The sequence below is a fragment of the Streptomyces daliensis genome (assembly GCF_054782395.1).
Genome location: NZ_BAAGSO010000069.1, coordinates 82,232 through 102,689, shown reverse-complemented (window position 1 = coordinate 102,689; position 20,458 = coordinate 82,232). Strand labels below are relative to the sequence as shown.

Here is a 20,458-nt window from a genome sequence, read left to right as displayed (position 1 = left end):
CCCCGCCCGTAAGGCACAATCCCCTTTCATCGCAAGGCAGTTGAGAGGTTGGGTGGCGCAGTGGCCGTGGACTCGGCACGGGACGGCGCGAGGGGCGCGGGCGACGAAGGCCCCCGTCCAGGGGCGCACGAAGGCCCCGGCGGTACGGGCAGCGATAGGGGCGGTTCCGCTCGTACGGGTGGTTCGGGCGGCACGGGCGGTACCGGCAGCAGCGCCCGCACCGGTGCGGGCGGTTCGGGCGGCCCCAGCGGTCCCGGCGGTCCCGGCGGCCCGGGAGGCCACGGCGGCCCGCCCAAGGGCTACGGCGGCGGCGAAGCGCGCGACGACAGCGCCGACGGCGCCCACCACTCCAACTGCACCTGCGGCGACTGCCCCCACGGCGCCCGCGAGGGCCACCGCCGCGCCCTGGCCGCCTTCGCCCGGCGCCGCGACGCGCTCGCCTCCGGCGAGGGCGTGCCCGCCGCGCTCGCGCACTCCCCTGGCGCCTCGCGCCAGTGGGTCTCCGACGAACTGACCGAGTCGGCCCGCGCCGTCTCAGACCGCGCCCGCGAGGAGGGCGCCGCCTGGCTCGCGCGGCTGTGGCGGCACACGGTCATCGGCGTCTGGGCGGCCGTCGGCGTGCTGCTTCTCGGGCAGCTCCTCACCGCGATCGGCGCGGGCTGGTCCCTCGCGCGCGGCGCCTCCCTGCTCGCGGCCCTGGCGGCGGGCGGGCTGCTGACCGCCGCCGCGTATCTGCACCGCGCCCGCGGCGGCGCCCTCGCGCCCCTCATCGGCGAGGACAACCGACTGTCCACCTCGCGCACCGTGGCCGCCGCCTGGGTACTGCTGGTGGCCTTCGACGTCCTCGTCCTCGCACTCGAACTCGCGGGCACCGGCGGTGCCGCGGACCGGCGCGCCCTGCTCGAAGGGCTGGGCCTGGCGCGCGGCGCCGGACTGGTGACGGTGCTCGCGCTCACCTGCGCCGTGGCCGTCTTCGTGCGCAGGACCGTGACCGTCCGCGTGCAGGGCCAGCGGCTCCAGAAGGTGCGCGCCGACCGCCCCCGCGCGGCCGACCTCCTCACCGACGACGCGGGCCGCGGCTCCTTCTCCGATGTGCAGTACGTGCTGGTCAACGCCGTAGCGCTGCTCTTCACGGCCGTTCGGCTCGCCCGTCAGCCCGAGCGCCTCCCCGATCTTCCCTGGAGCCTGGCGCTGCTGGTCGTCGTCTCCACCGCGACGTATCTCGCGGGCAAGTACGCGGAGGGCGGGCGGCCCGTGGTGCTCTCGGTCGTGCGGGCGCGGGAGGTCGGCGATCTGCACGCGCCCATCCGTACCGGCGACGACATCGAGATCCGCGGCGCTGGCTTCGTCCCGCCGGGCGCGGGCGCGGCCGACCGCCTCTCCCGCATGGTCGTGCGCATCGGGCCCGTCCACGTCAACGTCCCGATGATTCCCGTCGCCGGGGGCTTCACGAGTCCCGCCGACGATGTGCTGACGGTTCCGGTTCCCGTGGAGGTCGAGCCGGGACGCGTCGACGTGCAGGTCGTCACGGCCGCGGGCGTGGAGACGAACCGCTACCCGATCGACGTCGTCGACTAGTCACCCGTCCAGGCCCGGCCCTACGGGGGGGGGCGTGCGGCGGGAGCGAGGGATGCCGCACGTGCTCCGGTCCGCCGTGAGCAATCGGTTTGAGTCGGACGACTCTCGGTTCCGTACTTGCCTTGGGTGGAGTCGGTACGGGAAGAATCGCCTCCGCACACCGAAACACCGAACGCACTTGCGGGCTTCGCGGAAGGCGGTACGTGTATGTCACTGGCGGATCGTAGGGGCGACGACGAGGGCCCCAGGACGCTCAGCGGCTTCGACGGACCGGTCGGGGGCGGGCCCATGGGGCTGCGGGCCACGGCGTCGCGCTACGCGCTGCTGCCTCTGCGGCTCTTCCTGGGCGTCACCTTCGTCTACGCGGGACTCGACAAGCTCACGGACTCCGCTTTCCTCTCCGGGGGCGGGCCCGGATCGCTGGCCGAGATGCTGGACTCCGTGCGGGACGCGGCGGCGGTGCCCGCGCTGGTCGATCTCGCGCAGCACAGTCCGGAGGGCTTCGGGACCGCCATCGCGGTGGGCGAGCTGACGGTGGGGCTCGGCACGCTGTTCGGGCTCTGGGCGCGGGTGGCCGCGCTGGGCGGCGCGCTGATCTCGCTCACGCTGTGGCTGACGGTGAGCTGGGCGAGCGACCCCTACTACTACGGCAACGACCTGCCGTACCTCATGGCCTGGATCCCCCTCATCATGGCCGGCGCCCCCATGTACTCCCTCGACACCCTCCTCGCCCTCCGGCGCCGGAGGAGAGGCCAGCAGATCTTCGGCTGACGGAGCGAGCCGACGGGGCCGTCGCCCGCCCGTTCTCGACGGGAGACTCAGCCGTCCCGCGCGCCCGCGTCCCGCGAGGAGCCGTAGCCCTCGCGGAGGGTGTCCATGGGCATCTGGCCCAGGGGCGGCGCCCCCTTGCCGCGCCTCCGCGCGCGGCGGCGGACCATCAGCGTGACCAGAGCCGTACACGCGGCCAGGACCAGCCCGAACGGCACCAGGACCAGCAGCACCCACAGGGGCACCGTCCACTCGCCGAGCGCGTCCATGACGTAGGCGAGCGCGGCGCCCAGCAGGACGAGCCCGAGCAGCAGCCGCGCCGGTTCGAACCGGTGCCGCACGAGGTGACGCGTCATCGCGCACCCTCCCACTGCCCGGCCCCGGGGACGACTTCCTGGGGCGCGCCGTCGGAGCGTTCGCCGGAGGGCAGCACGCGCACGACCTCTATCTGTCCGACGCCCAGGCGCAGGCTCAGATCGAGCGTGCCCTTGGCCTTGGTCTCGCCCTCCTCCCCGTTCTCGGCCCGGGCTCCGGACCCGTCGGACTCGGACTCGGCTTCGTCGAAGGGTTCCAGTGTCGTCTGGCGGTGCTTGGCGAGGCCGCCGGCGGAGTCGTAGCGGACGGGGCCGCCGTCGGGGTCGTAGCTCAGGGGCAGCCGTATCTCTCCGGCGCCCACGTGCGCGTCGAGCCGGACCTCGGCGCTCGCGGGGACGACGACCTTGAGCTGACCGGCCCCGGCCCGCACCCCCGTGCGTATCGTCTCGTCCTCCTTGAGCTTCAGTTCGCTGAGATCGAGTTCGGCCTCGCCACTGCTTGTGCGGTACTCCTGTCTGACCGCCGAGGCCGAGCCCGGCTTCCAGTGGCTGTCCCGCCAGTCCGTGCCGATGTCCTTGGGCAGCAGCGCCGCGCCCGCGAGCAGTACGGCCGTGAGGACGACCGAGAGGATCGTGCCGCCTCCGACGCGGCCGACGAACGCGCTGATCACCAGGCCCAGCGCGAAGACCGCGAGCGCGAGGCCGAGACCGAGGGTGAGGCTGCTGCTGAGGGAGCGGGTGCCCCACGTCGCCGATGTGCCTATCGCGCCCGCCAGCACGGCCAGGCACAGGACGAGCCCGCCGATCGACTGCCGGTCACCGCGCCTGCGCCGCACGAACGCGGTCGGATCCGAGTCGGTGTACGGGTCGCCGTCGGGACCCCAGAGATAGCCGGTGTCCCGCCAGTAGTCGAAGTTCCCCGTGCCGAACGGCCCCGAGTTCCTGCCCGAGCCGTCCTTCGTCAGCGGCTCGCGCCACCACGAGGGCAAGGAGGGGGCGGGCGGGGCCTGGGTCTCGGGGGGTGCGTCGGCGACGGCGTGCGCGGTCGTCGGATCGACGGGCGCGCCCTCGGCCTCGGCCGCCTCCGCCTGGCGCCTGTGCTGCGACCAGTACGCGGCGCCCGCGACCGCCGCCACCAGCATCAGGGAGAAGATGATGCTGCCGTTGCCGAGGGAGGCGAGGAAGAGGCCGCAGCCGACGAGCGCGACGAGCACGGCCGACAGCGACGTGCCCTCCACGCGCCCGGACAGCAGCCGCCGCGCCTCGTTCTCCTTCTCGCCCTCGGCGGGGATGAACAGCCAGGCGAAGCCGTAGAAGATGAGCCCGAGGCCGCCGACGACGGAGAGCACGACGAGCGGCACGCGGAAGATGACGGGATCGAGGTCGAAATAGCGGCCGAGGCCGCCGCACACGCCGCTGACGACCTTGTGCTTGCGCCCGCGGCGCAGCCTGCGCCGGGGCTCCTCCGGCTCCTCCCCCGCCGCTGCCGCGCCGGGCTCTCCCCAGCCGGGCCACCGGGTTCCGGCCGCGGTGCGCTCGGCACCCTCGGTGCCCTCGCCCCTCTCTTCACGCGAGGGCCCCGGGCCAGGGCGCGGCTGCTGGTCGTCGGTCATACGGCTATGTTCGCTCCCCGCACGCGCCCCTGACATCCGGGGCCGACCCGGACGCGTCCCTGAGATCCGCGTTCCGCTCGCGGGCCGACGCCCGTACGGGTCCGTACGCGCACGGACGGGCGAAAACCTAGGGGCCTCGTCAGGGGCCGACCCTGATGCCCCGACCCGCACACACGTGTGACGATCGATGCATGACCTCCCGCCCTTCGCCCGGCCTCCCCCACGGCCACAGTGCCGGGGAGTCCCCGACCTGCCGGAGGAGGCGCGATGCCCACCAGCCGTAACAGCACCGAAGCGCCGTCCTGGGGCGCCGCCCGCACGGCGGCGGCCGGGCCCACGGCGTTCCCCGAGGAGCCGCCGCTGCGCAAGCTCTACCGCAGCGCCGAGGGCCGGATGCTCGGCGGCGTCGCACGCGGGCTCGCCGGGCACCTCGGGCTGCCCGTCTCCTGGGTACGCATCGTCTTCATGGCGCTGTGCGTGGCCAACGGCCTTGGCGCGCTGCTCTACGCCGCCTTCTGGTTCGTCGTGCCGCTGGGCACCGGCGGCGTCGCGGGCGGCCGCACGCGTCCTGGCGGCGCGGGCGCGGGCGCGGCGGGATCGGGAGCCTTCGGGATAGCCGTAGAGGCCGACGGCAAGCGCAGACGGCGCGTGCGCAAGCCCGACAAGGGCCAGATATTCGCCATGCTGGCGCTGATCGCGGTCATGGTGATCGTCGGCGACAGCCTCCAGTTCGGGCGGGCCAACACCTATCTGTGGCCGCTGCTGCTGATCGGCCTCGGCGTCATCCTCGTCTGGCGCCAGGCGGACAACGCGCGGCGCGCGCACTGGGCGGAGGTCAGCCGCCGCAAGCGGCTGCTGCCGATCGCGCGCGGCGCGGCGGGCGTGCTGCTGGTGGCGGTCGGGGTCAGCGGCATCGTCGTCGTCCAGGGCTCGGCCCGGCACCTGGGGCCCGTGCTCCAGGCGGCGCTGGCGATCCTGGTCGGGGTCGCGCTGCTCGCGGGCCCGTATCTCGTACGGATGATGCAGGACCTGTCCGAGGAACGGCTGATGCGTATCCGCGCGCAGGAGCGTGCCGAAGTGGCCGCGCACGTGCACGACTCCGTGCTGCACACCCTCACCCTGATACAGCGCAACGCCGAGAACCCCCGCGAGGTCGCCCGCCTCGCGCGCGCCCAGGAGCGCGAGCTGCGCGCCTGGCTGTACCGCCCGGAGGGCACGGGCAAGGACGACGAGGACGAGGAGCCCTCGACACTGGCCGAGGCCGTACGCAAGACGGCGGCGGAGGTGGAGGATTACCACGGCGTCCCCGTGGAGGTCGTCTGCGTCGGCGACTGCCCCCTGGACGAGCGCCTCGGCGCCCAGATTCAGGCCGCGCGCGAGGCGATGGTGAACGCCGCCAAGTACGGTGGCGAGGGCGGCGCCGTCCAGGTCTTCGCGGAAGTGGAGGGCCGCACGGTCTTCGTCTCCGTACGGGACCGTGGCCCGGGCTTCGATCTCGACGCCGTGCCGGCGGACCGTATGGGCGTACGCGAGTCGGTCATCGGCCGCATGCAGCGCAACGGGGGCACAGCACGGGTGCGGTCGGCGCCGGGCGAGGGGACAGAGGTGGAGCTGGAGATGGAGAGGGCGACGGATTCGTGAGCGACGAGACAGCAGGCACCCCGGCGGGCACGTCCGGCGAGCCCGCCGGGGACGCGGCGGACGCGAGCGCGCCGGGTCCGGCGGCGGGGCGTCGCGTGCGGGTCGTCCTGGTGGACGACCACCGGATGTTCCGCGCGGGCGTCCAGGCCGAGATCGGGCGTACGGAGACGACGGGCGTCGATGTGGTCGGCGAGGCCGGGGACGTGGACCAGGCGGTCAGCGTCATCGGCGCCACCCGCCCGGACGTCGTCCTGCTCGACGTCCACCTCCCGGGCGGCGGGGGCGTCGAAGTGCTGCGCCGCTGCGCCCCGTTGATGGCCGCCGACGAGCCCGTCCGGTTCCTCGCGCTGTCGGTGTCCGACGCGGCCGAGGACGTCATCGGCGTCATCCGGGGCGGCGCGCGTGGCTACGTCACCAAGACCATCACGGGCACGGATCTCGTCGATGCGATCTTCCGCGTCTCCGAGAACGACGCCGTCTTCTCCCCGCGCCTGGCGGGCTTCGTCCTGGATGCCTTCGCCTCCACGGACGCCCCGCCCGTCGACGAGGACCTGGACCGCCTCACCCAGCGCGAACGCGAGGTCCTGCGGCTGATCGCACGGGGTTACGCGTACAAGGAGGTCGCGAAGCAGCTCTTCATCTCCGTCAAGACGGTCGAGTCCCACGTCTCGGCGGTCCTCCGCAAGCTCCAGCTCTCCAACCGCCACGAACTGACGCGGTGGGCGACGGCACGTCGGCTGGTGTAGCCCTCCGTGAACGGTTCCGCCTTGTGAACGGCTCCGTGCCCTGCTCCGTGCTTCGCCTCGCGGAGCCCTGATCACGCCGCTACTCTGTGCGCGGACGCACAGTGACGGGCGGAAACGGGCGGAAAGCGGAGAGGAGGGCGCATGCTGCTGAAGTTCCGCGTGGCCAATTTCCGGTCACTGCGTGACGAGCAGACGCTTGCCTTCGTCCCGCCACCCGATGAGCCGAGCGCCATGACGCGAGAACTGGGACTGTCCGACGGCAAGAGCCTCCCCGTCTTCCCCGTGCTCGGCATCTTCGGCGCCAACGCCTCCGGCAAGTCCAACGTGCTCGACGCCCTGGCCGACATGCGGGAGGCGGTCCTCACCTCGTACGCGAGCTGGACAGCGCACGAGCGCATCCCGCGCGAGCCGTTCCTGCTCGACCGGAAGCACGCGGCCGAGAGCACCTTCTACGAGGCGGACTTCGTCCTCTCCGGCACCGGCGTCCGTTGGACCTACGGCTTCGAACTGGGCGACCGCCGCGTGGAGTCGGAGTGGCTGCACGCCTACCCCAAGGGGCGGCGCCAGGTCTGGTTCGACCGCGACGCGGCCCGGGACCGGGAGTTCGACTTCCCCGGCGGACGGCTTCGCGACCGCGCCCGCCTGGCGGACACCACCCGCCCCGATGCCCTCCTCCTCACCCGCGCCGCCAACGACAACCACCCGCAGCTCACACCGGTCTTCCAGTGGTTCCAGCAGAACCTCCGGGACGTCGCCCCGGCGACGGAACACCATCAGCGCGAGGCGTACACGGCGGAACGACTGCTGGAGAGGCACGACCGCGAGCGCATCGAAGAACTGCTCCGCGTCGCCGATCTCGGCATCCGCGAGGCGAAGGTCGAGCGGAAACCCGGTGAGCGGCCGAGAGTCGAGCTGCTGCACAGTGGCGACAGCGGTGAGGCCGTCGCGATCGACTGGGCGCACGAGTCCTTCGGCACCCGCTCCTGGTTCGCGCTGATCGGCCCGATACTGCTCGCGCTGGACGACGGAGCGGTCCTCCTCATCGACGAACTGGACGCGAGCCTCCACCCGAAGATGGCCGCCGAGGTCGTCCGCCTCTTCCAGGCCCCCTCGGTGAACGTCAACGGTGCCCAACTCGTCTTCACCTCGCACGACGCCTCGTTGCTGAGCCTGCCCAGGGGCGGCCGGCTGCTCGATCCGGGACAGATCTGGCTGACGGAGAAGGCCGAGGACGGCAGCACGGAGCTGTACCCGGTGGCCGATGTGGAGCCGGGCGTGGAGGAAGACCTCACCGACTCCTACCTGGCGGGGGCCTTCGGCGGCGTCCCACGGCTCCCTCCGGGGAAGCTCGGCCGCAGCCTGCGCATGACGGAGGAAATCCAGCACGCGACGGGGGCCGACAACTCCTGATGGGCAGAAAACGGGGAGAGGACAACGCTCACCGACAGCGGCGGGAGCGGCGAGGGAAGCGCGCACGAGAGGTGTACGTCTTCGCCGAGGGCGAGGTGACGGAAGAGGAGTACGCCGAGATCGTCCGCGCCCACGGGACGCGCGGCACTCCGGGGCTCGACGTCATCTGCGAGTTCCGGACGCCCAGGGACCGCAAGCCGATACCGATGGTCGAGGATGCCGTTGCCTTCGCGCACGGGGTGCGACGTGAGGCGAGGAAGGCGAAGCTCACGGAGGACGACGACCGCTGGCCACAGGTGTGGTGCCTCTTCGACCGCGACGAGCACAAGTTCGTCAGAGAGGCCGTCGCCCTCGCTGAGCGGGAGCAGATCGGTGTGGCGTACTCACATCCCTGCTTTGAGCTGTGGCGGCTCCTCCACTACCAGAACTACACCAGCACCTTCGCAGGCGTGTGCAACGGTGCGCGGGACAAGCTGCGTGGGCAGAACGGCTTCCCGCAGACCTACGGTCCGACGATCGCCAAGGCCGACGACAACCTGGTGAAGCACGTACGCGCCGGTCAGGTGCTCGGTGGGTACCAGCAGGCCAAGAGCTACGCGAAACGCATCAACGCGCAGCACCAGCACCCCGATCCGTGCCGATGGGACCCGTACACGAATGTGTGGACGTTCGTGGAGAGCGCCCTCGACATCACGGACTACTGAGCAGCCGGAGTCTCCTCCGCCGTCGGGAAAGCGGCAGTTCAGGGGCGGGTTTTACGGTACGTGACCATGTGTCGCCACGGCCTCACGCGCCGTGTACTCTGCCGCTTGTCAGCTCGTCTCATTTCGTCAATGAGGCGGCCCCCGTCGGTGCTACCAACACCGGGTCGGGGGCCTTCATCACCAGGTTCAAGGAGGACCCTGGGATGCACCGGCATGTTATCGCGCCTACGCGCTTCTACTCCCAGTTGCCGAACGACATCATCCGGCACCCGCGCCTGTCCGCGAACGCCGTACGGCTTCTGGCCTGGCAACTCTCCCTCCCCGAAGGCTCCGACGAACCGCTGTGGAAGACGGCGGAACGCGCCGGGATCGGGAAGATCGCGTTCCAGCGGGCCAAGTCCCAGCTGCGCGCCGAGTGTTACCTGTACGAGTGGCGCTGCCAGGGTGAGGGCGGGCGGTGGACGACGGTGCAGCTCGTCGCGAACGTGCCGCTCTCGCCCGAGGAAGCGCACGCGGCGCGGTATCCGGCAGCCGTCACACCGGCCGCCGGTGCGCCGACCGGTCGGGAACCCGCCCCTCAACCCCGTAGAACACCCGAGGAGAACACCTCCCACCCCGACGTCGGACACGAAGCCGAGGCCGAGGCCGAAGCGCTGCTGCTCTCGCTCGGACGGGCCGCGCCGCACCTGGCGATGCCTGTCGCCAAGGCACGGCGCTGGGCCCCGCTCGTCGCGCCCTGGCTCGCGCTCGGCCTGCCCGCCGCCGAGTTACGTCGCACGCTCGTCTCCGGGCTGGAGCGGGCCCGTTCGCCGCTCGGGGCCCTGCGCTGGCGGCTGGAACACGCGCTGCCAGCGGTGCCGGACGGTGCGGCCGGGCCGCCGCCTCCGGAACCCCGCGTCGCCGCCATGCGGGAGTGCGCGGGCCCGCATACGCAGCCCCTCCTCTTCACACCCGTCGGCGACGAGGAACAGTGCCCCGGCTGCCGCACCGCGCGCGCCGAATCAGCCAGCGACCGGGGCAGCGGTGCCGGGCTCGCCGCCTTCCGGGCGGCGCGCGGCGCACGGAAGGTCCCGGTCACGACCAGCCCATGACCTCGCCGGTTCAGGCCGTCGCACCCTGGAACCCTTCGTACTCCTCGTCCTCGTACTCGCCCGCCTCGTCGGGCACCCGCAGCACCGCCACCCACAGCGGCGCCAGCCAGTGCAGCAGGAGCACGGCGAAGGACGTGACCGCGAGCGGGACGGAGAGGCCGTGGAACGGGACGTCGAGCAGCGTCGCGACGACGAAGAAGCCCAGCAGCGCCGTGGTCATCGCGCCCAGGGTGAGGCGGTGGGCGCGGGTGTGGACCTCGCCGCGTTCGGCGAGCTGACGTTCGTCGAGTGCGCGGGAGCGCAGCTCCAGCAGGCCGCGCGTGCTGGCGTTGAGCACCCCCGTCACCGGAATCCACGCCGCCATCGGTACGAGGACGGCCGCCGACCACCACGGCTCGTCGCTCAGGAAGAGCAGCACCGCGCCCGTGGCCGCGACCGCCGTCAGCGCGATGTGGCTCGCCACGAAGAAGCGGCGGCGGGCGCGGGTGGCGTGGGCGCGGCGGGTGCGCGGGTCGTTCATCGTCCGGTACAGCCACCTGTCGTGACGCGTGACGTTCATGGCGTATCTGTCCTCCCCGTTGACGGCTTCGCCGCCGTCTTCACAGACGGCTTCCTGCCGTAGACCTCGTCCGTGAGCGAGCGGAACGGCTCCAGCGAGAAGAGCGCCTCGACCGGCAGCTCGAAGTACGCGGCGATGCGCAGAGCCAGATCGAGGCTCGGGTTGTACTGGCCGCGCTCGATGTAGCCGATGGTCTGGTAGTGCGCGCCGACCGCCTCGGCGAGGCGCTGACGGCTCACCTTGCGCTCCGCCCGCACCACCGCCAGCCTGTTGTGCACCTGCTCGCCCATGTATAAGAAGTACTACATTCATGAGCACACCCACAAGCCCGCCTCCGCACAGGCGCTAACCTCGGCGCGTGCTGCTCCCCCGCCTCCGCGCCCTTCCGCGTCGTGCCCGACTCGCCCTGACCACAGGGACCGTGGCCCTCGCCGTGCTGGTCGTCGGCGGCGCCGTGGCGCTCGTGCCGGCGCTGAGCGGCGACGCCGACGCCGCGAGCGCCTGCCGCCAGGCCCCGGACTCGGCCCGTCGGCTCGCCGCCGACCCGCGACGGGCCACCGACGCGCTCGACCCTGGCGAGGACATGCGCCGCACGGAGCCGCTGCGCCGCCTGCTGCGTACGGGCGAAGTGCCGCTCTGCGAGGGCGCGAAGGGTACGGAGGCGGCGGGCCGCGCACTCGTCGCGGCGGCCACGGGCGCCCCGGACGGCGCGCGGGACACACGAGACGCGGGGGACGCGGGGGACGCGAGGGACGCGCAACCGCACACCGCCGCGCAGGCCCGCATCGTGCACGGCGCCGTGGTCCTCCTCGGAGAGGACCCGTACGACGAGGCCGACTTCCCCCTCGCGCTCGCCCCGTACATCGCCCGCGTGCTCGCCGCCTACATCGGCGACGTCCGGCGCGACATCGACTACCCCGCCGAACGCGACTGGCCCCGCCCCACCGCCACCCGGGACGAGGCCCGCTACGAGGACGGCAGCGGCAACTGGTCGGAGCCCTTCCCCAACGGGCGCGACGTGCACGCGGTCTTCAGCGTCGCGCAGGCGAGCCAGCGGCTCAAAGCCGTCGTCCACCACGCCGTCGCGGACCCCCACGCCTACGCGATCCTCTACGACGCCGAACGCGCCCACTTCGCGGCCTACTTGGAGCGCCTGGACGACGACGCCTCGGAGCCGGGCCACAGCGGGCCCGACGGGTTGATGGGCACGGAGGTCGAGTTCAGCCGCACCACCGGCTTCCTGGCCGTCCTCGCGCGATCCCGGACCTCGCACGTCGAGGACGGCACCGTCCCCGACCTCGCCGCCTTCGACCGCGCCGTACTCCGCCACACCCGGGGCACGTACCTCGCGGCGGACCACCGCGTCACCAGCCGCCCGCCCATGGCCACCGTCGCCCAGCGGCGCCCCGACGCCGGGCCGGGGCCGGGGACGGGGCCGGAGAAGGGCGAACGGGCGGTGGCGCGGCTGCTGGACACCAGGGTGCGGCTCTTCGAGACGTTCGACGCGTGGGCGAAGGACCGCGACGTGCCCGAGGGAACCGCGCAACGGCTGCGTACGGCGCTGGAGACGCGGTACACGCGGGCCCTCGCCTACTGATACGGGTCTGCGGACGGGTCCGGGATCAGCTCTGCGCGGTGGGGCGGACAACGACCTCGTTCACGTCGACGTCGGCGGGCCGCTCCACCGCGAAGGCGATGGCCCGCGCGACGGCCTCGGGCGGGATCGAGAACCGGTCACGCATGTCCCCGACCAGCGCCTTCGCCCCGGGGCTGGTCACCCCGTCGCCGAACTCGGTCGCGACGACGCCGGGCGAGACGGTCGTCACACGCAGGGAGTCGCCCGCCTCCTGGCGCAGCCCCTCGCACAGGGCGCGCACCGCGAACTTCGTCGCCGCGTAGACCGCCATGGTGGGCACGATCCGGAACGCGGCCGTGGAGGCGACGGTGACGAAGTGGCCGCCGCCTTGTGCGCGGAAGACCGGCAGCGCGGCGCCGATGCCGTGCAGCACGCCTTTGATGTTGACGTCGACCATCCGGTCCCAGTCGTCGACGCGCAGTTCGTCGAGCGGTGAGATGGGGCCGATCCCGGCGTTGCCGACCAGCACGTCGAGCCGTCCGAACCGCTCGCGGGCCAGGTCGACCAGGCCGTGCAGATCCGCGCGCCGGGTCACGTCCGTACGGGCGTGCACGGCCGTGCCGCCCGCCTCCTCGATGCGCCGCACCAGCTCCGCGAGCCGGTCGGTCCTGCGCGCCCCGAGCACGAGCCGCGCGCCGCGCCGGGCGAGCAGCAGCGCGGTCGCCTCGCCGATGCCGCTGCTGGCCCCGGTGACGGCCACGACCTTGCCGTCGATCCCCTCGATCCCCTCGGTCCTGGCCCCGCTCTGTTCCGTACCGGCTGCCGTCATGGTGGTGGTTCCCTCTTCCATCGCGTCGGCGGGAGCCATGCGCTCCGGATCCCGCCCGAAAGCAGTCTGCGACAGCCTTAGCCTGGTATACAGAGCGCGTTTATCCTGGAATAAGAGGTGCCATCCATCATGCCGAACCCGTCACACAGGCGCGACGAACTGGGCGCCTTTCTGCGCAGCCGCAGGGAGCGGATCTCCCCCGAGGAGGTCGGCCTGCCGCGCACAGGGCGGCGCCGGACGCCCGGCCTCCGCCGGGAAGAACTCGCGCTGCTCGCCGGGATCAGCGCCACTTGGTACACGTATCTCGAACAGGGCCGGGACATCCGCGCCTCCGACCAGGTGCTCGAAGCCCTCGCCTCGACGTTGCGGCTCGACCGGCACGAGCGCGGGCACCTCTTCCAGCTCGCCGGTCACGCGCCCGCGCCCGGGCCCGAGGCGGACGGACCCGAACCGCTCGACCCCGAGGTGGCGGCCGTCCCGCTGCTGCTCCAGCCGCACCCGGCGTACATCATCGACGGCACCTACGACGTGCTCAGCGCCAACCGCGCGGCGCGCGAGCTGTTCCCCGGCCTCACGGCGTCGGAGGACCGCCCGGCGAACTTCGCCCGCTGGACGTTCCTCGAACCGGTGGCCAAGGAGGTGGTCCTCGACTGGACGACGGAGGCCCGCGGCCTGCTCGCCCGCCTGCGCACCCTATCCGCCCGCCACCCTGGCGACCCCCGCTACGCCCGCCTGACCGACGAACTCCACGCGGGCAGCGCCGAGGTCCGCGCCTGGTGGCCGCGCTACGACGTCCAGGACAGACGAGGCGGCCGAAAGCGCCTGCGCCACCCGCGACACGGGTCGACCGTCTTCACGTACACGGCGTTCCACGTAGCCGGACAGCCTGACCACACCCTGGTGATCTACGCCGAGACGGACGGGGACGGGGACGGCTGAGACCTACAGGTACGCCTACAGGCGGTCGATCTCCGTGAGGTCGACGTTGATGGCGTAGGGGAGGTCGACGGAGAGCTGCTTCAGGTGGGTGCCCGTGGACTCGTAGACCTTCTTCACGGGGTCGAGCACATACGTGTGCACCACCGGGGTGTCCGCCGCGCCCGCCATCTCCACCAGCCAGAAGTTCGGGATGCCAGCGCGCGCGTACTTGTGGGGCTTGGTGTCGCGATCGCGCGACTCGGAATCGGGCGAGACCACCTCGACGGCCAGCTCGACATCCGCCACGTCATAGCGCGTCTGCCGCCTGCCGGTCACGGCCTCGGCCCTGACGACGAGCAGATCGGGCCTGGCCCCGTTCCGCACGTCGAGCACGACGGCCATCCCCCTCCGCACCCGCAGGTGGGCGGGAAGCGACCTGCGCAGGCCCTGCTCCAGCAGACAACGGACGACGCTGTGGAAGTCGTTCTGCGGACTCACGAAGATCAGGCTCCCGTCGATCAGCTCGGTGCGCGGCGGGAGGTCTTTCAGGGTCAGCAGATCGTCCACGGTGTAGCCCTCGGGCGGAGGCACCGGCCAGGAGTCCATGGGCGGGATCCTCGGCCGTACGTTCAGCACGGCAGGCGGAAACGCACGCGCCGCCACCCGAAAGAGCGAGTGGCGGCGCGTGGGTGACCGGTGACCGTGCACGGGCGCGGTCAGCGTCAGGGGTGGGGGACCAAGGGCGCGGCGGCCCCCAGGGTCACTCCCACTCGATGGTGCCCGGGGGCTTGCTCGTGATGTCCAGGGTCACGCGGTTGACCTCGGAGACCTCGTTGGTGATCCGCGTCGAGATGCGGGCCAGTACGTCGTAGGGCAGGCGCGACCAGTCCGCCGTCATCGCGTCCTCGGACGAGACGGGGCGCAGCACGATCGGGTGACCGTAGGTGCGGCCGTCGCCCTGGACGCCGACCGAGCGGACGTCGGCGAGGAGGACCACCGGGCACTGCCAGATGTCGCGGTCCAGACCGGCCGCCGTCAGCTCCTCGCGGGCGATGGCGTCGGCCTCCCGCAGGATGTCCAGGCGCTCCCTGGTGACCTCGCCGACGATGCGGATGCCGAGCCCGGGGCCTGGGAACGGCTGGCGCTGGACGATGTTGTCCGGCAGGCCGACCTCCTGGCCCACCATGCGGACCTCGTCCTTGAAGAGCTTGCGCAGCGGCTCGATCAGCTCGAACTCGATGTCCTCGGGGAGGCCGCCGACGTTGTGGTGCGACTTGATGTTCGCGGTGCCCGTGCCGCCGCCCGACTCGACGACATCCGGGTAGAGGGTGCCCTGCACCAGGAAGGCGACGTCCTCGCCCGCCTCGTCGGCCTCGGCGACCAGCTCGGCCTGGGCCTGCTCGAAGACGCGGATGAACTCCCGGCCGATGATCTTCCGCTTCTGCTCCGGGTCGGACACCCCGGCCAGCGCGTCCAGGAACCGCTCCGAGGCGTCCACGATCCGCAGTTGCGCGCCCGTGGCCGCGACGAAGTCCTTCTCGACCTGCTCCGTCTCGCCCTTGCGCATCAGCCCGTGGTCGACGTAGACGCAGGTGAGCTGGCTGCCGATGGCCTTGTTGACCAGCGCTGCCGCCACCGCCGAGTCCACCCCGCCGGACAGGCCGCAGATGGCGCGCTTGCCGCCGACGCGCTCGCGGATGGCCTCGACCTGCTCGTCCACGATGCTCGTCGTGGTCCAGGAGGGAGCGAGTCCGGCGCCGCGGTAGAGGAAGTGCTCCAGCACCTGCTGCCCGTAGGTGGAGTGCATGACCTCGGGGTGGTGCTGCACGCCGTACAGCTTCAGCTCGTCGTTCTCGAAGGCCGCCACCGGGACCATGCTGGTGGACGCGGTGACCGTGAAGCCCTCGGGCGCGGCGGAGCACGCGTCGCCGTGGGACATCCACACCTGCTGCTCGGCCGGGGTGCCCTCGAAGAGGGTCGAGGAGGGCTTGGAGACGCTGAGGTCGGTCCGCCCGTACTCGCGGCTGCCGGTGTTGTCGACGGTGCCGCCGAGGGCCTGCGCCATCAACTGGAAGCCGTAGCACATGCCGAAGACCGGAACCCCGGCCTCGAAGAGGGCGCGGTCCAGGGAGGGTGCGTTCTCCGCGTAGACGGACGAGGGGCCGCCCGAGAGGATGATCGCCTTGGGGTTCTTCGCGAGGATCTCGGACACCGGCATGGTGGACGGGACGATCTCGCTGTAGACCCTCGCCTCGCGCACACGGCGGGCGATGAGCTGGGCGTACTGCGCGCCGAAATCGACGACCAGGACGGTGTCGGGCGTTGCGCTGGGCGGGGTGGGAGCCACGGAGCTGCCTTTCGGCGGTGGAGCTGAGCTGGGTGTGGACCTCGATTCTAACGGGGCCCGGCGGGTCGCCCGCCTGCCCTCTCTCCCGCCTCGCCTCTGCCGGGTGCGCGCCACGACGTACGCGGCCGCGCGACGGCCCGCGGCGGCCCGTGACGGGGATCCCCGGCCCCGGTGGCCGTCCGTACACCCGGGGTCCACCCACGGTACCGATGCCGTTTACCTCCCGCTATTGCCGCTTCGGATCGCCTCTACCGGAATGCCCCGTTCTGGGCAACCGCGCCCCGTAGCAGGGGGTCATACGCGTCACACCACCCCGCACGGCACCGCACCCGGAACCCAGAACCCAGAGAGGAACCGCATGAGCGTGAGAGCGAGATCAAGAGGGACAAGAGGGAGAGGGAGAGCGCGCCCCTGGACGTGCACGACGTTCGCGAGGGCCGTCGCGCTGACGGCGGTCGCCGCCGCGACGGCCGTGGTCGCGCCCGCCACCGGCGCCGCCGCGACGGGCGGCCACGCCCCGGCCTGGGAGGTGTCCGAGGCGGGCGGCCTCTCGACCAACGCGCACCTCAGCTCCGTGTCAGCGGCGGGCCCGCGCGCCGCCTGGGCCGTCGGCCACCAGAGCTTCGACAGCGTGCCCGACGGCGTCATCCTGCGCTGGAAGGACGGCACCTGGCACCAGGACCGCACCGCGGGGCTGCCCCAGGTGAACTACTGGCACTCGGTGGACGCCGTCTCGCCCCGCGACGTGTGGGCCTACGGCTGGAGCCAGACCGAGAAGGTCGCCGCGCACTACGACGGCCGCAGGTGGCAGCGCGTCCCCCTGCCGGACGACGGCGCCGCGCCCCAGCAGGGCTTCGCCGAACTCGCCGCCGTACCCGGCCGCGCCTGGCTGGCCGGTGACCACGGCCTCAGCACCTGGTCGCGCGGCGCCTGGCGGACGACGGACCTGCCCACGGGCGTCAGCGCCGAGGACGTGGACGCGCGCACCGCCGACGACGCCTGGGCGGTGGGCGGCTTCTCGTACGCGGGCCAGGAGTCGCGGCCCGTCGCGCTGCACTGGGACGGCGAGGACTGGACCGAGGTCCCGGTGCCAGGCACCGGGCTGCGCCTCGCGCAGGTCTACGCCGAGTCGGCGCGCAGCGTCTACGCGACGGGCTACGCCTCCCCCGTCGGCGAGGAGGGCTACGAGCCCCGGGTGCTGCACTGGGACGGCCGCTCCTGGAAGGACGTCACGGGACCCGTCGGAGGGCTGATACCCCAGGCCGTGAACGGCGACGGGCGCGGCAACGTCTGGGTCAGCGGCGATCCCGACGGCTGGGAGGGCCCGCCGGTGTTCTGGCGGTACGACGGGAAGCGGTGGACCGAGGTCGACGGCGCGAAGGTGACGGGCGGCGCGACGCAGGCGTACAACATCACCGACCTCGCGCCACTCGGCCGCACGGGGCGGTTCTGGGCCGTCGGCTCGTACGAACTCCTCGTCGGCGAGAGCAGTTCGGAGGGCTACGAGCTGATCGAGCGCTCCACGCGCTGACACGGCCCGGGGCCGGAGGACCCGCCCGGTGGCCCGGTGCGGGGTGGCGGCCACCCCGCGCACGGGGGCATACTGTGCCGCATGTTCGAGCAGACCAGCTTCTGGTTTACCTATGGCACCGGCCCGTCCGGCTGCCATGGTCGAGCTGCTTGAGCCACCACAGACAAGCGACTTCCCAGGCGCCCCGGGCCACACAAGGCCCGGGGCGTCTGTCGTTCCCGCTCCCGGGCCGGGTGGGCTCCGGGGCTCCGACAGAGCCCGAGGAGACGGACCATGACGAACACCAGCAGCACCGGCACCGGAGCCAGCACGAGCGCCAGCGCCACGGCGGAGGAGATCATCAGCGGCGCGAGGGAGCGGATCGACGCGCTCGATACGAGGATCCTCGCGCTCGTACGGGAGCGGATGGCGGTCTCGGAGAGCATCCAGCGCGCCCGCGTCGAGTCCGGCGGACGGCGCGTCCACCTCGCCCGCGAGATGGAAGTCCTGGACCACTACAGGGCCGAACTGGGCCGCCCCGGCACCCAGCTCGCGATGACCCTCCTGGGGCTGTGCCGCGGCCAGTTGTGAGCCGGAGCGGGTCCGGCACCCCCTGCCGGGGCCCCGCGAGGCGGCCCCGTCGAGCGCACCGTAGAGCACCTTGTAGAGCACCCGCCGAGCGTGCCGCCGTCACGTCGCCGGTCGCCCGCGGTCACCCGTACGGCCCGTGACCGGCCCGGACGGGCTTCGTTGGACCCGGTGTCCCGATGTCGGCTGGGTGCCCGGCTGCACTGGGGCGGCGACACCGGAGCGTGAGACGCCCGTGTCTCCCGTGAGGCGGAGACGGCAGCGTCGTGGGACCTCGCTCCGGTGCTGTGACCGGACAGCAGGGGACAGCAGCCCGGTCACCCACCTCCCCGCCTCTGGCGGGGGGACAGCGGCCGGTCGCGGGGACGCCCGGGACCGGCCGCTCCGCGGATCCCGGCCCTCTCGCGACGCGGCGCTCCCGGCCCGTACGAGGGCGGCGACGGAGTCCGTCGAAACGGTTGCGCGGCACGCGGCGCATCCACCACGATGCACGGAAGGTGTCCCGCACCCCTCAACCGCTCGGCGGGCCACGGCGGTTCTCCGCCTCCGGCCGTACCGACCAGCGGCGCTACCCCCCGGCGCCGCCCTCAGCGCGGGCGCTGCCCTGAGCCCGCGCTGACCGCCAAGGGCCCCGAGGAAGCCGCCACCCACCCGGCGGCACCCGGGGCCCTTCGCTGTGCCGGTCACCGTGCCGGCCACCCAGGCCGTGCTGTGACATAGGACACATCAAAACCTGGTGAAGCGTGGGCAACTCTGCACCTTTGTCCCGCGATGCCCCCTTAAGCGGAACAAGGGCCTCCCACAGGCACTCCGCACACCCCTGCCGCGACGCGTGATCCGCCCGTACGCTGCTGCTCCAGCCGGACCGCGCCCCACCGTCGCGACGGCTGCGTCTCTTCTTCGTCTCTTCGCCACGTCGTTACGGATGAGGTCAGCCCCATGAGGATTCGCCGTGCTCTGGTGACCGCGGCAGCGACCGCCGCGATCGTTCCCGCCGCGCTGATGGCCGCGCCCACGGCTGCCGCCACTGACAGCGGCGGCAGCGGCGACCCCGCCGCTTCCACCACCTCCACCGGTTCGACGGGAACGGGCGGCTCGACCGCCACCGAGGGGTCCACCGGCTCGGCGGGCTCCACCGGAACGGGCGGTTCGACGGGCTCGGCCGGGACCGCGGGTTCGGCCGCGACAGGCGGCTCGACCGGCTCAACCGGCACGGCCGGAACAGGCGCGAACGGCGGCACCGGTGGCACCGGGAACACCGGCGGTACGGGCGGCACCAGCGCCGGATCCACCAGCACCGGGAGCACCGGAACGGGCGGCGGCGGCAACGGCGGCACGAGCGCCGGTACCGGCGGCCAGGAGCCCGGCGACAGCACCTCGGGAGGCGGCACCGGCGAACTGCCGGGCGACCTGTGCGAGGACGAGGACGACGAGGCGACGGAGGACGCCGACCTCACCACCACCCTGCACGGGCTGCCCGCCAAGGTCGTCGCGGGCAGCGGCTTCCACACGTTCACGTACCGCCTCACGAACAACTCCGACAAGGACTTCGAATCCGTCGAGTTCGGCCTGTTCGCCGCGACGGTCGCGGAGGACGCGCCGGACGACGAGGGCACCGGCGAGCACCTCACCCTCCAGCACAAGGACCGGGAGACCGGCGACTGGAAGGACATCTCCACGGACGCGGACGACGAGGAAGAGGGCCACATAGGCAGCACCCGCGTCGCCGCGAACGGGAAGACCGAGGTCGAGCTGCGGCTGAGCGTCGACAAGAAGGCGCCCGCGGGCACCGGTTACGCGATCAGCGTCGGCGCGTACCTCGACGAGGAGGACAACTGCGTCGTCTCGGCGGGCGAGTACTACGAGTTCGAGATCGTGGCCGCGGGCGCGGACGAGGAGTCGCCCGAGGCGAAGCCCCAGGGCGGCGCGAAGAAGCCCGCGAGCACGCCAGCGAAGTCCGGGTCCGGCGGCGGCAGCTCCACCGGCGAGCTGGCCTCGACCGGCTCCTCGGACACGCTGCCCGCGATCGGGCTCACCGGCGCCGCCGCGATGGTGGCCGGAGCGGGCGCGGTGCTCGTCTCCCGCCGTCGCGCCGCCGCCGGGCGACGCTGACGGGCGACGCTGACGGGGCGGAACGGATCGGTCTGCCCGACCCCTTCCTGACCAGCGGGCCGACGGCCGTGTCTTCCCGTGCCGGCCGTCGGCCCGCTTCCACGTCCACGCCCGCCGCGCCCGCACCCGCCGTCCCCGCCCGCGCCCGGCCCCG

Annotated in this window: 19 protein-coding genes; 12 read left to right on the top strand and 7 right to left on the bottom strand. The window is 72.7% G+C overall.

The window, feature by feature from the left end; genetic code table 11:
* The first annotated feature begins 60 nt into the window (after positions 1-60).
* The gene (locus tag ACYVOO_RS16060) at positions 61-1,578 is read left to right on the top strand and encodes a hypothetical protein (protein WP_461016314.1); all 1,518 of its coding nucleotides are present in this window, start codon (positions 61-63) and stop codon (positions 1,576-1,578) included.
* A 288-nt stretch (positions 1,579-1,866) separates the two neighbouring features.
* Positions 1,867-2,349, top strand: coding sequence for a DoxX family protein (locus ACYVOO_RS16055; protein ID WP_461016337.1), 483 nt, complete (start codon positions 1,867-1,869; stop codon positions 2,347-2,349).
* A 47-nt stretch (positions 2,350-2,396) separates the two neighbouring features.
* On the opposite strand, the gene ACYVOO_RS16050 is transcribed toward ACYVOO_RS16055, so the two are convergent.
* Entirely contained in the window at positions 2,397-2,702 is a 306-nt protein-coding gene (locus tag ACYVOO_RS16050) for a hypothetical protein (protein ID WP_461016313.1), read from the bottom strand.
* Positions 2,699-4,273, bottom strand: coding sequence for a PspC domain-containing protein (locus ACYVOO_RS16045; RefSeq protein ID WP_461016312.1), 1,575 nt, complete (start codon positions 4,271-4,273; stop codon positions 2,699-2,701). Before ACYVOO_RS16045 ends, ACYVOO_RS16050 begins: the two co-directional genes overlap by 4 nt.
* Before the next feature lie 267 nt (positions 4,274-4,540).
* Between ACYVOO_RS16045 and ACYVOO_RS16040 the strand changes: the two genes are divergently transcribed.
* The 5 genes from ACYVOO_RS16040 to ACYVOO_RS16020 all read left to right on the top strand — a co-directional run bounded on the left by ACYVOO_RS16040 (position 4,541) and on the right by ACYVOO_RS16020 (position 9,865).
* On the top strand, positions 4,541-5,914 hold the full coding sequence (locus tag ACYVOO_RS16040) for a PspC domain-containing protein (protein ID WP_461016311.1): 1,374 nt from the start codon (positions 4,541-4,543) through the stop codon (positions 5,912-5,914).
* Complete coding sequence (locus ACYVOO_RS16035) at positions 5,911-6,660, top strand: LuxR C-terminal-related transcriptional regulator (RefSeq protein WP_461016310.1); 750 nt, start codon at positions 5,911-5,913, stop codon at positions 6,658-6,660. Before ACYVOO_RS16040 ends, ACYVOO_RS16035 begins: the two co-directional genes overlap by 4 nt.
* 141 nt (positions 6,661-6,801) lie before the next feature.
* Positions 6,802-8,070: an AAA family ATPase gene (locus tag ACYVOO_RS16030; RefSeq protein ID WP_461016309.1), complete on the top strand. Its 1,269-nt coding sequence runs from the start codon at positions 6,802-6,804 to the stop codon at positions 8,068-8,070.
* A 71-nt stretch (positions 8,071-8,141) separates the two neighbouring features.
* Positions 8,142-8,774, top strand: coding sequence for an RloB family protein (locus ACYVOO_RS16025; RefSeq protein ID WP_461016308.1), 633 nt, complete (start codon positions 8,142-8,144; stop codon positions 8,772-8,774).
* A 203-nt stretch (positions 8,775-8,977) separates the two neighbouring features.
* A complete protein-coding gene (locus ACYVOO_RS16020; RefSeq protein WP_461016307.1) occupies positions 8,978-9,865 on the top strand; it encodes a hypothetical protein in 888 nt (295 codons plus the stop codon).
* 10 nt (positions 9,866-9,875) lie between these two features.
* Here ACYVOO_RS16020 and ACYVOO_RS16015 read toward each other — a convergent pair whose 3' ends face one another.
* Positions 9,876-10,424: a hypothetical protein gene (locus ACYVOO_RS16015; protein WP_461016306.1), complete on the bottom strand. Its 549-nt coding sequence runs from the start codon at positions 10,422-10,424 to the stop codon at positions 9,876-9,878.
* Entirely contained in the window at positions 10,421-10,714 is a 294-nt protein-coding gene (locus ACYVOO_RS16010) for a helix-turn-helix transcriptional regulator (protein WP_461016305.1), read from the bottom strand. Before ACYVOO_RS16010 ends, ACYVOO_RS16015 begins: the two co-directional genes overlap by 4 nt.
* Positions 10,715-10,782: 68 nt before the next feature.
* Here ACYVOO_RS16010 and ACYVOO_RS16005 point away from each other — a divergent pair, with 68 nt between their 5' ends.
* On the top strand, positions 10,783-12,021 hold the full coding sequence (locus ACYVOO_RS16005; protein WP_461016304.1) for a hypothetical protein: 1,239 nt from the start codon (positions 10,783-10,785) through the stop codon (positions 12,019-12,021).
* 25 nt (positions 12,022-12,046) lie between these two features.
* Here the strand turns inward: ACYVOO_RS16005 and ACYVOO_RS16000 are convergent, their stop codons facing one another.
* A complete protein-coding gene (locus ACYVOO_RS16000) occupies positions 12,047-12,784 on the bottom strand; it encodes an SDR family oxidoreductase (RefSeq protein ID WP_461016336.1) in 738 nt (245 codons plus the stop codon).
* A gap of 174 nt (positions 12,785-12,958) precedes the next feature.
* Between ACYVOO_RS16000 and ACYVOO_RS15995 the strand changes: the two genes are divergently transcribed.
* The gene (locus ACYVOO_RS15995; RefSeq protein WP_461016303.1) at positions 12,959-13,768 is read left to right on the top strand and encodes a helix-turn-helix transcriptional regulator; all 810 of its coding nucleotides are present in this window, start codon (positions 12,959-12,961) and stop codon (positions 13,766-13,768) included.
* Between the two features lie 15 nt (positions 13,769-13,783).
* Here ACYVOO_RS15995 and ACYVOO_RS15990 read toward each other — a convergent pair whose 3' ends face one another.
* Both ACYVOO_RS15990 and guaA read right to left on the bottom strand, forming a co-directional pair.
* Positions 13,784-14,353, bottom strand: a complete 570-nt coding sequence (locus ACYVOO_RS15990; protein ID WP_461016302.1) for a Uma2 family endonuclease — start codon at positions 14,351-14,353, stop codon at positions 13,784-13,786.
* A 154-nt stretch (positions 14,354-14,507) separates the two neighbouring features.
* Positions 14,508-16,094, bottom strand: a complete 1,587-nt coding sequence (gene guaA / locus ACYVOO_RS15985; RefSeq protein ID WP_461016301.1) for a glutamine-hydrolyzing GMP synthase — start codon at positions 16,092-16,094, stop codon at positions 14,508-14,510.
* Positions 16,095-16,452: 358 nt separating this feature from the next.
* On the opposite strand from guaA, the gene ACYVOO_RS15980 reads away from it, so the two are divergent.
* The 3 genes from ACYVOO_RS15980 (at position 16,453) to ACYVOO_RS15970 (ending at position 20,304) form a co-directional block, all read left to right on the top strand.
* Entirely contained in the window at positions 16,453-17,625 is a 1,173-nt protein-coding gene (locus tag ACYVOO_RS15980; protein WP_461016300.1) for a hypothetical protein, read from the top strand.
* A gap of 273 nt (positions 17,626-17,898) precedes the next feature.
* On the top strand, positions 17,899-18,195 hold the full coding sequence (locus tag ACYVOO_RS15975) for a chorismate mutase (RefSeq protein WP_461016299.1): 297 nt from the start codon (positions 17,899-17,901) through the stop codon (positions 18,193-18,195).
* A gap of 936 nt (positions 18,196-19,131) precedes the next feature.
* The gene (locus ACYVOO_RS15970; RefSeq protein WP_461016298.1) at positions 19,132-20,304 is read left to right on the top strand and encodes an LAETG motif-containing sortase-dependent surface protein; all 1,173 of its coding nucleotides are present in this window, start codon (positions 19,132-19,134) and stop codon (positions 20,302-20,304) included.
* Positions 20,305-20,458: the final 154 nt, after the last annotated feature.

Bases quoted from the DNA above. Each gene is read 5' to 3' on its own strand.
- ACYVOO_RS16055 (WP_461016337.1), top strand. From the start codon at position 1,867: ATGGGGCTGCGGGCCACGGCGTCGCGCTACGCGCTGCTGCCTCTGCGG.
- ACYVOO_RS16050 (WP_461016313.1), bottom strand. From the start codon at position 2,702: ATGACGCGTCACCTCGTGCGGCACCGGTTCGAACCGGCGCGGCTGCTG.
- ACYVOO_RS16045 (WP_461016312.1), bottom strand. From the start codon at position 4,273: ATGACCGACGACCAGCAGCCGCGCCCTGGCCCGGGGCCCTCGCGTGAA.
- ACYVOO_RS16040 (WP_461016311.1), top strand. From the start codon at position 4,541: ATGCCCACCAGCCGTAACAGCACCGAAGCGCCGTCCTGGGGCGCCGCC.
- ACYVOO_RS16030 (WP_461016309.1), top strand. From the start codon at position 6,802: ATGCTGCTGAAGTTCCGCGTGGCCAATTTCCGGTCACTGCGTGACGAG.
- ACYVOO_RS16020 (WP_461016307.1), top strand. From the start codon at position 8,978: ATGCACCGGCATGTTATCGCGCCTACGCGCTTCTACTCCCAGTTGCCG.
- ACYVOO_RS16015 (WP_461016306.1), bottom strand. From the start codon at position 10,424: ATGAACGTCACGCGTCACGACAGGTGGCTGTACCGGACGATGAACGAC.
- ACYVOO_RS16010 (WP_461016305.1), bottom strand. From the start codon at position 10,714: ATGGGCGAGCAGGTGCACAACAGGCTGGCGGTGGTGCGGGCGGAGCGC.
- ACYVOO_RS15995 (WP_461016303.1), top strand. From the start codon at position 12,959: ATGCCGAACCCGTCACACAGGCGCGACGAACTGGGCGCCTTTCTGCGC.
- ACYVOO_RS15990 (WP_461016302.1), bottom strand. From the start codon at position 14,353: ATGGACTCCTGGCCGGTGCCTCCGCCCGAGGGCTACACCGTGGACGAT.
- ACYVOO_RS15980 (WP_461016300.1), top strand. From the start codon at position 16,453: ATGAGCGTGAGAGCGAGATCAAGAGGGACAAGAGGGAGAGGGAGAGCG.
- ACYVOO_RS15975 (WP_461016299.1), top strand. From the start codon at position 17,899: ATGACGAACACCAGCAGCACCGGCACCGGAGCCAGCACGAGCGCCAGC.
- ACYVOO_RS15970 (WP_461016298.1), top strand. From the start codon at position 19,132: ATGAGGATTCGCCGTGCTCTGGTGACCGCGGCAGCGACCGCCGCGATC.